The organism is Gordonia sp. (in: high G+C Gram-positive bacteria) (assembly GCF_012515855.1).
GTDB lineage: Bacteria > Actinomycetota > Actinomycetes > Mycobacteriales > Mycobacteriaceae > Gordonia.
Genome location: NZ_JAAYXO010000083.1, coordinates 1 through 11,488 on the forward strand (window position 1 = coordinate 1; position 11,488 = coordinate 11,488).

An 11,488-nucleotide genomic window follows, 5' to 3' on the forward strand; every position below is an offset into this window, starting at 1 on the left:
ACGCCCGGCGGCACGTAGACGAACGAGCCGCCCGACCACACCGAGGTGTTGAGCGCGGAGAACTTGTTGTCACCGGCCGGGATCACGCTGCCGAAGTACTCCTTGAACAGCTCCGGGTGCTCGCGGAGTCCGGTGTCGGTGTCCAGGAAGATGACGCCCTTCTCCTCCAGGTCCTCGCGGATCTGGTGATAGACGACCTCCGACTCGTACTGCGCAGCGACGCCCGCGACGAGGCGCTGCTTCTCGGCTTCGGGGATGCCGAGACGATCGTAGGTGTTCTTGATGTCCTCGGGGAGGTCCTCCCACGACTCGGCCTGCTTCTCGGTCGAGCGCACGAAGTACTTGATGTTGTCGAAGTCGATGCCGTCGAGCTCGCCGCCCCAGCTGGGCATCGGCTTGCGGTCGAAGATCCGCAGAGCCTTCAGTCGCTGCTCCAGCATCCAGTCCGTTTCGTCCTTCTTGGACGAGATGTCGCGCACGACGGCCTCGGACAGACCGCGCTTCGCGGACGAACCTGCCTCGTCGCTGTCGGACCAGCCGTATCCGTAGCGGTCGAAGGAAGCAATAGTCTCTTCCTGCGTCAGCTGCGTTGCGGCGGGATCGGTGACCGTCATCGGAGAACCTTTCCATCGGGGGTGTCGGCGGCCGCGGGCTGGCGACCTCCGTCAGTCATGGGATGCACGGGAACGTGCGTCGTACACACGCAGTCACCGTTGGCGATGGTCGCCAACCGCTGCACGTGCGTACCGAGGAGCTCGGTGAACATGGCCGTCTCGGCCTCACAGAGCTCCGGGAACTCGGTAGCCACGTGGGCCACCGGACAGTGATGCTGGCAGATCTGGACCCCGGCCCCCACCTCGCGGGTGTTGGCCGCATATCCGCCCGCGGTGAGCGCATCGGTGATCTGCTCGACGGTCGCGATGACCGAGCCGGATTCGGTCACCGGCTTCACATCGACCACCAGATCCGCGATCCGCTCGTGTGCGAACTCGTCGACGGCTTTCTGACCGGCGACATCGCGGAGCTTGCGGAGAACCGCTCCCGCCAGGTCGTCGTAGGCGTGGCGCAGCTTGCCGCGGCCCGCCGGAGTCAGTTGAAACCATTTCGCCGGGCGTCCGCGGGTGGCTTTACCGCCCTTGGAGAACCCGGCCGGAGCTACTTCGATGTCGCCATCGGTCGTAAGATTCTCCAGGTGACGACGCACGCCCGCCGGTGAGATTCCGAGCCGCTCGGCGATGTCGTTCGCCGTCATCGGCCCCTCGTCCACCAGCATGGAGACGACGGCGGCGCGGGTCTGGCCGTCTGGGCCAGTCCCGTCCGCAGGCTGCTGGGACAGCAGCCGATCGTCACCGCTCATGCTTTTCACAACAATATTGTTACTTAAATACTTCCCCCAGGGCTAGCAAGGGTCGCCTAAATCTCCGATCACGTCGTCGGATCGCGTCGTCGGACGGTCGTTCGTGCGCCACGTCGCGCGCGGTGGCGCTACCTGACAGCCGGTAACAGTTAGAGTCTTCGATGTGCCAGAACTCCCCCTCGCGCGAAGGACCCTCGACTACATAGGGCTCGCCAAGCCCGCCGTCGAGCACGACGCCGATCGCATCGGCGACTTCGGCACCACCGTCGCCCGGATGCACGACGACGAGACCGAGGTGGGACCGCTCAACCGCCTTGAGACGCTGCGGATGCGGCGGATCCGACTGTTCGGCACCACCGGCTCGATGCTGATCCTGATCGGCTCGCTCGGCACCGGCATGCTGCCGGTCCTGCAGAATCCGATCGTCGGCACTCGCATCCTCTCGCTGCCCTCGCGGATGTACTCCACCGCGCTGACCATCTCCATCGGCGGCGCGATCATGCTCGTGGTCGCCTGGATGCTGCTGGGTCGCTACGCGGTCGGGCGCTACCGTGTCGAAGTCGCCGAGGGCCGCAGTCCGGCGCGCCGCATGACCCGCGGGCAGGCCGACCGAACACTGTTGATGTGGGTGGCGCCGCTGGTGGTCGCGCCACCGCTGTTGAGCAAGGACGTCTACTCCTACCTGGCGCAGAGCGCCATCGCGTTCAAGGGACTGGACCCGTACACGTACAGTCCGATGCGCGGCCTGGGCGTCGATCACGCCCTGACCCTGTCGGTGCCCAACCTCTGGAAGGACACGCCGGCACCGTACGGTCCGCTGTTCCTGTGGATCGGTGAGAACATCACCGCGATCACCGGCGAGAACATCACCGTGGCCGTGGTACTGCATCGCCTGGTGGCGATCGCGGGCGTGCTGATGATCGTGTGGGCGCTTCCCCGCCTGGCCCGCCGCTGCGGCGTGTCGAGCGTCGCCGCGCTGTGGCTCGGCGCGTTGAACCCGCTGCTGATCCTGCATCTGGTCGGCGGCATCCACAACGAGTCGCTGATGATCGGCATGATGCTCGTCGGCCTCGAATGGTGCTTCCGGGCGATCTACGGACACGAACGCCTCCGCATGCCCGACCGCCTGATGCTGTCCCGGACGGGGTGGATCCTGGTCGCCGGAGTCGCGATGATCGCGGCGTCGTCGATGATCAAGGTGACGTCGATGCTGGCGCTCGGATTCGCGGGAATCGTGCTCGCTCGCCGCTGGGGTGCGACGCTCCCCGCACTCCGCCACGCACCGGTGCGCGAATGGTGGACGCGGTCCAAACGTTCGATCGGCGCCTTGGTGGCCAGCGCGAGCACGATGGGCGTCATCGCCGGCCTGGTCGTCGTCGCGATCTGCCTCGGCACCGGCCTCGGCTTCGGCTGGATGTACACGCTGAGCACCGGCGGAATCGTCCGCTCCTGGATGTCGATGCCGACCCTGCTGTCGGTGGTGTCGGGCCGAATCGGGCTGTGGCTCGGGCTCGGCGAACAGACCCAAGCGATCCTCGACATCGCCCGCCCGATCGGCCAACTGCTTGCGGCGGTTCTCGTGGTCCGATGGCTGCTCGCCTGCCTCGCCGGGCGGATCCACCCGCTCGGCGGACTCGGCATCGCCATGGCCACCGTTGTCGTGTTCTTCCCCTTCGTCCAGGCCTGGTACCTCCTGTGGGCGGTGATTCCGCTCGCCGCCTGGGCCACCACCAGTTGGTTCCGAGTCGGCAGCATGGTCATCTCCGGCATCATCGCCGTCGTGGTGATGCCGACCAGTTCGGACACCAGCCCGCTGGTTGTCGCCCAAGGCCTGGCCACCGGTGTGATCATGGTCGCAGTCACCGCCGCCTTCTTCTTCATCGACAGCCCGCTCCGCCGCTGGCTCAGAAGCAGGCGCAGCCGGAAGGCGCAGTAAGACGACTGTTTCCCCGTAGCCGAAGGATCGGACTCCGGCGGATGCCCTCCCCGCCCCGGCCCCCGGTGACCTGGGCCTCTCACCTAGGCTGATGGTCGTGCACAATGCCTCTTCGCCCCGCAGCGGGCAGGATTCCCGACCGGCCTCGGGTGATGCCGCATTGCAGGTGCGCGGCCTGGTCAAGCGATTCGGCGACAAGACCGCCGTCAACGGCCTGGACCTCACCCTGCCCCGAGGCGAACTGCTGGCGCTCCTCGGCCCGAACGGAGCCGGCAAGACCACCACGGTCGAGATCTGTGAGGGCTACACCCGTCCGGACGCGGGCACCGTCCAGGTCCTCGGCATGGACCCGATCGCCGAGAACGACGCCCTGCGGGCCCGCATCGGCGTGATGCTGCAGGGCGGCGGCGCCTACCCGGGAGCCAAGGCTCGGGAGATGCTGCGCCTCTGCGCTGCGTACAGCGCCAACCCGCTCGATCCCGACTGGCTGATGGACGCACTGGGCCTCACCGAGGTCTCGAACACCGGATTCCGCCGACTCTCCGGCGGACAGCAGCAACGACTGTCGCTCGCCTGCGCCCTCGTCGGACGCCCGGAGCTGGTCTTCCTCGACGAACCGACCGCAGGCCTGGACGCGCACGCTCGGATCATGGTCTGGGAGCTGATCTCCCGGCTGCGGGCAGACGGCGTCTCGATCCTCTTGACCACCCATCTGCTCGACGAAGCCGAGGAGCTCGCCGACCAGATCGTCATCATCGACCACGGACGGGCGGTCGCCTCGGGGACCCCCGCCGACCTGGTTCGACAGGACGCGGAAGGACAGCTGCGACTCACCGCTCCCGGCCTGATTCCCGACGCCTTGGAGACCGCACTGCCCGCCGGGTACCGCTGCCGCCTGTCCCCCGCGGGCGAGGTCCTGGTGACCGGCGAGGTGGGGCCCGAGGTGATCGCGACGATCACTCGCTTCTGCGCAGACCACGCGATCCTCATCGAAGCGCTCAACGTGGCGACCAACAGCCTGCAGGACGTGTTCCTGGAACTCACCGGACGGGAGGTCCGCGCATGAGCACCGAATCATCGGCGACGAATCGGTTCCCGCCCGGCACGTTCACACCTGATCCCTCGCCCGCCCCACTGCTGCGGATGTTGGCCGCGCAGACCCGGATGGAACTGGTGCTGCTGCTCCGCAACGGCGAGCAACTGCTGCTGACCATGTTCATCCCGATCACCATGCTGATCGGACTCAGCCTGCTGCCGCTCGCGACGTCCGCGGGCGACACGCCCGCCGCGCGGGCAACCACGTTCGTCCCCGCCGTCCTCGCCGTCGCGATCATGTCGACCGCGTTCACCGGCCAGGCGATCGCGGTCGGCTTCGACCGCCGCTACGGGGCGCTCAAACGGCTCGGCGCCACCCCGATCCCGCGCTGGGGAATCATCGCGGGCAAGTCGTTGGCCGTGCTGCTCGTGGTGGTGCTGCAGTCGCTGATCATCGGCGGCATCGGGCTGGCCTTCGGCTGGCGTCCCAGCATCGCGGGCCTGGCACTCGGCGCGGTCGCGATCGCCCTCGGCACGCTCGCGTTCGCCTGCCTGGGCCTGCTCCTCGGCGGCACCCTCAAGGCCGAGGTGGTGCTGGCCCTCGGCAACCTGATCTGGTTCGTCCTGCTCGCACTGTCCGGCCTGATCGTCTTCGACGAGCACGTGCCGGGCGTCGTGCAGACCGTGGCTCGACTGTCGCCGTCGGGCGCGCTGACCGAGTCACTCTCCCGCGCACTCGAGTCGTCTGTCGACGTGTTCGGGTTCTGCGTTCTCATCGCCTGGGCCGTCGTCGGCGGCGCCCTGGCAGTTAGGTGGTTCCGCTTCCAATGATCGCGTCCTGGTTCGGGTTCAAGACCCCGACGGCCAAATTCCTGTACGGCTGGGCCATCGCCAACGTCGCAGCCAACGTGCTCCTCGTCGTCACCGGCGGCGGCGTCCGCGTCACCGGTTCCGGTCTCGGCTGCCCGACGTGGCCGCAGTGCACGTCGGGCAACATCGCACCGGTGCCGGGCAACGCGATGGGCATCCACAGCCTCATCGAGTTCGGCAACCGTCTGCTGACGTGGGTGCTCGTTGCGATCGCCGTCGCGACCTTCGTCGCGGCGATGCGCAGGCGGCCCGTCGACCGTCTGGCCCGTCGACTGTCCGTCGCAGTGGCGCTGGGTGTGCCGCTGCAGGGCGTCATCGGCGGCATCACCGTGCTGACCAACCTGAACCCGTGGGTGGTGTCGCTGCACTTCGTCCTGACGATGGTCATCATCTCGGTCGCGACCTGGCTCGCCGTGCACGTGCATCCGAATCGTTCGGTGCCGACCCTCGCCGCGGACACCGACACCGCACAGGCCCCCGTCCTGCGCCGGGTGAGTGTGGCTCTCGCCTGGCTGATCTATGTCGTGACCTGGGTGGCGATCTATCTCGGAACCGTGGTGACCGGTTCCGGACCGCACTCCGGCGACGACATCGCGATGCGCAACGGCCTGCGCTTCGATCAGATGGCCGTCCTGCACGCCGATGCCGTCTGGCTGCTGGTCGGACTCTCAGCGGCCCTCGTGGTCCTGACGGCCGTGGCCGTCTCAGCGCTCCGTCGGGCATCGCTGATCTTCGGTGGCGTGGTCCTGCTGCAGGGCTTCATCGGCTACCTGCAGTACGTCCTGCACGTCCCCGGCGGCCTGGTGATCCTCCACATGTTCGGCGCCGCGATCCTGATGATCGGCGCCACCCAACTCGTTCTCGCCACGCAGCGCAGCCACGCCTGAGCGTCTGGACAACAAACACGTCAGCCCGGAGCATTGCTCCGGGCTGACGTGTTCGTGTGCTGTCGAGGGATCGTCAGTCGACGATCTTGCGGTTGCGCGCCCGGGGGAATCGCTTCTGGCCGGCCACCCACCCGGCCATCTGCCGCCAGTGCGACGGACTGACGTCAGCAGCGGAGGTCAGGTCCCGATCCCAGTCGGCGGTCTCGAGGCCCTCAACGGCATCGACGACGGCCTGCGCGGTCGCCACGCTGTCGACCACGCGGTCGCCCATGATGCCGTTGGCGCCCACCAGCGTCAGTCGTACGCCCGCAGCGCCCGCCGGCTGGATGACGACCTTGGCCGAACCACCCTCCGCGGCGACGAACTTGCGGATCGACGAGACGACCTCGCCCGGTGCGACGACGGCAGAATCGGATTCAGTGGCCGTGGAGACGGCGGTGTCTTCGCTCATGATTGACGACTATACCGGCGTGCCAGAATGGGCCCATGCGCGCGATCCAAGTGTCGGCCCACGGCGGCCCCGAAGTCCTGAGTCCGGTGGAACTCCCCGACCCCGAGCCGCGTCCCGGCGAGGTCCTCGTGGCCGCCCGCGCCGCGGGGGTCAACTTCATCGACACCTATCGCCGAGCGGGCCTGTACCCGTCGACGCCGCCCTATGTCCCCGGAGACGAAGGCTCCGGCGAGATCGTCGCAGTCGGTGACGGCGTCCAGAATCTGGCTGTCGGCGACCGCGTGGCCTGGTGCGACGCCGGCGGCAGCTATGCGGAGTTGGTCCGCGTGCGAGCAGACCGGGCCCTGCCGATCCCCGACGACGTCGACTACGCCGTCGCCGGTTCGGCGCTGCTGCGCGGCCTCACCGCCCACTACTTGCTCCACGACAGCGCCAAGCCCACCGCAGGCGACACGATCCTCGTCCACGCGGGCGCGGGCGGGGTCGGCCTCATTCTCACCGAGTGGGCCACGGCACGCGGTATCCGGGTGATCACGACGGTCTCGTCGGACGCGAAGGAGGCCCTCTCCCGAGCCGCGGGCGCCGCCGAAGTGCTCCGCTACACCGACGACGTGCCGGCCCGGGTCCGCGAAGCGACCGGCGGCGCGGGCGTGCCTGTCGTCTACGACGGCGTCGGCGCGACCACGTTCGAGCAGTCCCTGGCGTCGACTGCGGTCCGGGGCACCATCGTCCTCTTCGGTGCGGCGAGCGGCCCGGTGCCGCCCTTCGACCTGCAACGACTCAACGCCGCGGGCTCGCTGTCGGTCACCCGCCCCTCGCTGGCGCATTTCATCGCCGACCCGAGCGAATTCGCCTGGCGGGCCGAGGAGTTCTTCGGCGCCGTGCGCGACGGCACGCTCACCGTGGAAGTCGGTCAGTCGTTCCCGTTCACCGCAGCGGAGGCCGCCCACCGCGCGCTCGAGAGCAGAGGCACGGTCGGCACGACCGTCCTGGACGTGGTTCCGGACTGAGCCGGACCGGGACTAGGAGAAGTAACTGGCGATCGTCGGCATGTTGATGACCGCATCGACCGCGAGGCCGCAGAACAGCAGCGCGAGGTATTCGTTGGACGTCAGGAAGAGCTTGAGCGCGTTCACTTCCACGCCGCGTCGGACACCGAGGTACGACTTGGTGATCATGTAGATGAACCAGACGCCCGAGAGCACCGCGACGACGAGGTAGATCCAGCTCGTCACCGGAATCAGCGCGAACGACGTCAGCACGGTGAGCCAGGTGTACACCAGCATGTGGGTGGTGACGCGCTCGTCACTGGCGATCACCGGGAACATCGGCACACCGGCGGCTCGGTAGTCCTCGCGGTACCGCATGGCGATAGCCCAGGTGTGCGGCGGCGTCCAGAAGAACACCACCAGGAACATCACGAACGGCTGCCAGCTCAGGGTGCCGTGCACCGCCGCCCACCCGACCAACGCCGGGGTGCAGCCTGCGGCACCGCCCCAGATGACGTTCTGCCAGGTGCGACGCTTCAGGATCAGCGTGTAGACGCCGGCGTAGAAGGCGATCGTCAACCAGACCAGGATCGGCGGGAGCCACTTCTGCCCGGTCCCGTAGTAGAGGACTGCGAACGACGCGAACGCCAGGACGATGCCGAACACCAACGCGTGACGCACCGGGACCGCGTGGCGCGCCAGCGGTCGCTTCTGGGTGCGCTTCATCTTCTGGTCGATGTCGGCATCGGCCACCATGTTGAGACTGTTGGCGCTCGCCGCTCCCAACCAGCCACCGATGACCGTGATCGCGATCAGAGCGATGTCGACGTGTCCGCGATCCGCCTGCAGCATCACCGGGATCGTCGAGACCAACAGGAGCTCGATCACACGCGGTTTGGTCAGCGCGATGTACGCGAGAAGGGTGTTCCACACGCGCGTACCGACGCCCGGGGACTCCACCTGATTCTCGGTAGCCATCGCGGTCGAGGAGGCGTCGGTATCCGCGCTTTCCCCAATACTCACAGATGCTCCTCACATTCGGCCCGACCCGGCCCGGTGTTCGCTGACCCGGAGACCCGAACGCCAAAGGCACACGGGTGGACTTCTACATTTCGGGCTACTACGAACGATGGTAGACCGCGGAGTGCGCCTTCACAGAATCGGTAGCGCCCAGGTCACATCTCGCCTCGTCGGCGATTGCGTGCATCACATCTGGAAAGTTCCCGCTCCGGGCGCGCACGCACCCTCCCCGGGCGGCTAGGCTGGAACAGCTAATGCGTTCGAGCACCATGTACAAGTCATCAGGAGACTCCATCACCGTGGCCATTACCGACGAGATCCGTGCGCTGACCAAGCAGGCTTACCCCGCTGACTGGACCGAACTCGACACCAAGGCGGTGGACACGGCCCGCATCCTGGCCGCCGACGCCGTCCAGCACTGCGGCAGCGGCCACCCGGGCACCGCGATGAGCCTGGCTCCCCTCGCCTACACGCTGTACCAGCGCGTGATGCGCCACGACCCCACCGATGACCAGTGGGTCGGACGCGACCGGTTCGTCCTCTCCTGCGGGCACTCAAGCCTCACCCAGTACATCCAGCTCTACCTCGGCGGCTTCGGCCTCGAACTCGGCGACCTGGAGGCACTTCGCACCTGGGGCTCGCTGACCCCGGGGCACCCGGAGTTCCGCCACACCAAGGGCGTCGAGATCACGACCGGTCCGCTGGGCCAGGGCCTCGCCTCGGCCGTCGGCATGGCCATGGCCGCTCGCCGCGAGCGCGGTCTGTTCGACCCGGATGCCGCGGCAGGCGAGAGCCCGTTCGACCATCACATCTACGTGATCGCGTCCGACGGCGACATCGAGGAGGGCGTCACCTCCGAGGCCAGCTCGCTCGCGGGCACCCAGCAGCTCGGCAACTTGATCGTGTTCTACGACGACAACCGCATCTCGATCGAGGACGACACCCAGATCGCCCTCACCGAAGACGTGGCCAAGCGCTACGAGGCGTACGGATGGCACGTGCAAACCGTCGAAGGCGGCGAGGACATCGCCGCGATCGAGCAGGCCGTCGAGGCCGCCAAGGCCGTCACCGACAAGCCGTCGATCATCCGCCTGCGCACGATCATCGCCTGGCCGGCGCCGACCAAGATGAACACCGGCGCGTCGCACGGCTCCGCGCTCGGCGCCGACGAGGTCGCCGCCACCAAGGAACTCCTCGGATTCGACCCGAGCAAGAACTTCGACGTCGCCGACGCCGTCATCACCCACACTCGTCTGCTCGTCGAGCGTGCCGCGGCAGACCGCGCCGAGTGGCAGCAGGGCTTCGCCACCTGGGCGGCCGACAACCCGCAGCGCAAGGAGCTCTTCGACCGCCTGCAAGCGCACGCGCTGCCGGAAGGCTGGACCGACGTGCTCCCCTCGTGGGAAGCCGGTGACAAGGACGTGGCGACACGCTCGGCGTCGGGCAAGGTGCTGTCGGCCCTGGCCCCGATCCTCCCCGAACTGTGGGGCGGCTCGGCGGACCTCGCCGGCTCCAACAACACCACCATGGACGGCGCCACCTCGTTCGGGCCGACGTCCATCAGCACCGACACCTGGACCGCCGAACCGTACGGCCGCACCCTGCACTTCGGCATCCGCGAGCATGCCATGGGCTCAATCCTCTCCGGCATCGTGCTGCACGGTCCCACCCGCGCCTACGGCGGCACATTCCTGCAGTTCGCCGACTACATGCGGCCGGCCGTGCGCCTGGCCGCACTGATGGAGATCGATCCGATCTACGTCTGGACCCATGATTCGATCGGTCTGGGCGAAGACGGTCCCACCCATCAGCCGGTGGAGCACCTGGCCGCCCTGCGCGCCATTCCGAATCTCGACGTGGTCCGGCCCGCGGACGCCAACGAGACCGCCCACGCCTGGCGTCACCTGCTGACCCGCCGCAACCGTCCGGTCGGGCTGGCCCTCACCCGCCAGAACGTGCCGGTCCTCGCGGGCACCTCGTACGAGGGCGTGTCGCGCGGCGGCTACGTCCTCTCCGATACCGACGGCGCCGCCGACGTGGTGCTGATCGGCACCGGCTCCGAGGTCGCGCTGGCCGTCGAGGCGGCGGCGTCGCTCTCGGCCGAGGGCATCAAGGCTCGCGTGGTCTCCATGCCGTCGCTCGAGTGGTTCGCAGAGCAGGATGCCGACTACCGCGAGTCGGTGCTGCCGACCGGCACCCCGCGGGTAGCCGTCGAGGCCGGTATCGCGATGCCGTGGCATGCCGTGGTCGCCGGTGGCGAGATCGTCTCGCTGGAGCACTTCGGAGCCTCCGCGCCGTACAAGAAGCTCTACGAGGAGTTCGGCATCACCGCCGACGCCGTCGCCGCCGCCGCCCACCGCGCACTCGGCCGCTGACCCCATTCAGGAGGAATAGACACATGTCGCAGAACAAGAATCTCGCAGAGCTGTCGGCCGCCGGGGTCTCGGTGTGGCTCGACGACCTCTCTCGCGACCTGATCAATTCGGGTGCGCTGCAGGACGAGATCGACACCCACTCGATCGTCGGAGTCACCACCAACCCGGCGATCTTCCAGAACTCGATCTCCAAGTCCGAGAGCTACGCCGAGCAGATCAATGCGCTCGCCGCCTCGGGCGCCGACGTCGACGCGGCGATCACCGCGATCACCACCGACGACGTCCGCGCGGCGTGCGACGTGCTGGCCCCGGTCTTCGCCGACAGCGACGGACACGACGGTCGCGTATCGATCGAGGTCGACCCGCGTCTGGCCAACAAGACCGACGAGACCGTCGCCCAGGCCGTCGAACTCTGGAACCTGGTCGATCGGCCGAACCTCTTCATCAAGATTCCTGCCACCAAGGCGGGGCTGCCCGCCATCACCCGGGTGATCGCCGAGGGCATCAGCGTCAACGTCACCCTGATCTTCTCGGTGGAGCGGTACCGGGAGGTGATGGACGCCTACCT

10 protein-coding genes and 1 pseudogene are annotated in these 11,488 nt (G+C 67.9%); 7 read left to right on the forward strand and 4 right to left on the reverse strand.

Going from position 1 to position 11,488, the window contains the following annotated elements:
* Positions 1–614, reverse strand: a pseudogene (locus GX543_RS06200) (Fe-S cluster assembly protein SufB); the annotation flags it as partial.
* Entirely contained in the window at positions 611–1,357 is a 747-nt protein-coding gene (locus tag GX543_RS06205; protein WP_290850609.1) for a metalloregulator ArsR/SmtB family transcription factor, read from the reverse strand. The gene GX543_RS06205 and the pseudogene GX543_RS06200, both read right to left, overlap by 4 nt.
* A 163-nt stretch (positions 1,358–1,520) precedes the next feature.
* Between GX543_RS06205 and mptB the strand changes: the two genes are divergently transcribed.
* The 4 genes from mptB (at position 1,521) to GX543_RS06225 (ending at position 6,085) form a co-directional block, all read left to right on the forward strand.
* Positions 1,521–3,293 carry a polyprenol phosphomannose-dependent alpha 1,6 mannosyltransferase MptB gene (mptB, locus tag GX543_RS06210; protein WP_290850610.1) on the forward strand — a complete coding sequence of 591 codons (1,773 nt, stop codon included), beginning with the start codon at positions 1,521–1,523 and terminating at the stop codon, positions 3,291–3,293.
* Between the two features lie 91 nt (positions 3,294–3,384).
* Complete coding sequence (locus GX543_RS06215) at positions 3,385–4,359, forward strand: ABC transporter ATP-binding protein (protein WP_290850612.1); 975 nt, start codon at positions 3,385–3,387, stop codon at positions 4,357–4,359.
* Positions 4,356–5,159 (forward strand): ABC transporter permease, encoded by an 804-nt coding sequence (locus GX543_RS06220; protein ID WP_290850614.1) that lies wholly within the window; start codon positions 4,356–4,358, stop codon positions 5,157–5,159. Before GX543_RS06215 ends, GX543_RS06220 begins: the two co-directional genes overlap by 4 nt.
* Complete coding sequence (locus GX543_RS06225) at positions 5,156–6,085, forward strand: COX15/CtaA family protein (protein WP_290850615.1); 930 nt, start codon at positions 5,156–5,158, stop codon at positions 6,083–6,085. The genes GX543_RS06220 and GX543_RS06225 overlap by 4 nt, the downstream gene beginning before the upstream one ends.
* Before the next feature lie 73 nt (positions 6,086–6,158).
* Here the strand turns inward: GX543_RS06225 and GX543_RS06230 are convergent, their stop codons facing one another.
* A complete protein-coding gene (locus tag GX543_RS06230) occupies positions 6,159–6,536 on the reverse strand; it encodes a hypothetical protein (protein ID WP_290850616.1) in 378 nt (125 codons plus the stop codon).
* Between the two features lie 35 nt (positions 6,537–6,571).
* Here GX543_RS06230 and GX543_RS06235 point away from each other — a divergent pair, with 35 nt between their 5' ends.
* Positions 6,572–7,546, forward strand: a complete 975-nt coding sequence (locus tag GX543_RS06235; RefSeq protein ID WP_290850617.1) for a quinone oxidoreductase — start codon at positions 6,572–6,574, stop codon at positions 7,544–7,546.
* A 12-nt stretch (positions 7,547–7,558) separates the two neighbouring features.
* Here the strand turns inward: GX543_RS06235 and GX543_RS06240 are convergent, their stop codons facing one another.
* The gene (locus GX543_RS06240; RefSeq protein ID WP_290850621.1) at positions 7,559–8,503 is read right to left on the reverse strand and encodes a heme o synthase; all 945 of its coding nucleotides are present in this window, start codon (positions 8,501–8,503) and stop codon (positions 7,559–7,561) included.
* Positions 8,504–8,844: 341 nt separating this feature from the next.
* On the opposite strand from GX543_RS06240, the gene tkt reads away from it, so the two are divergent.
* Entirely contained in the window at positions 8,845–10,920 is a 2,076-nt protein-coding gene (gene tkt, locus GX543_RS06245) for a transketolase (protein WP_290850618.1), read from the forward strand.
* Between the two features lie 23 nt (positions 10,921–10,943).
* Positions 10,944–11,488, forward strand: a 545-nt coding sequence (gene tal / locus GX543_RS06250; protein WP_290850619.1) for a transaldolase, incomplete at its 3' end; no start/stop codon positions are given.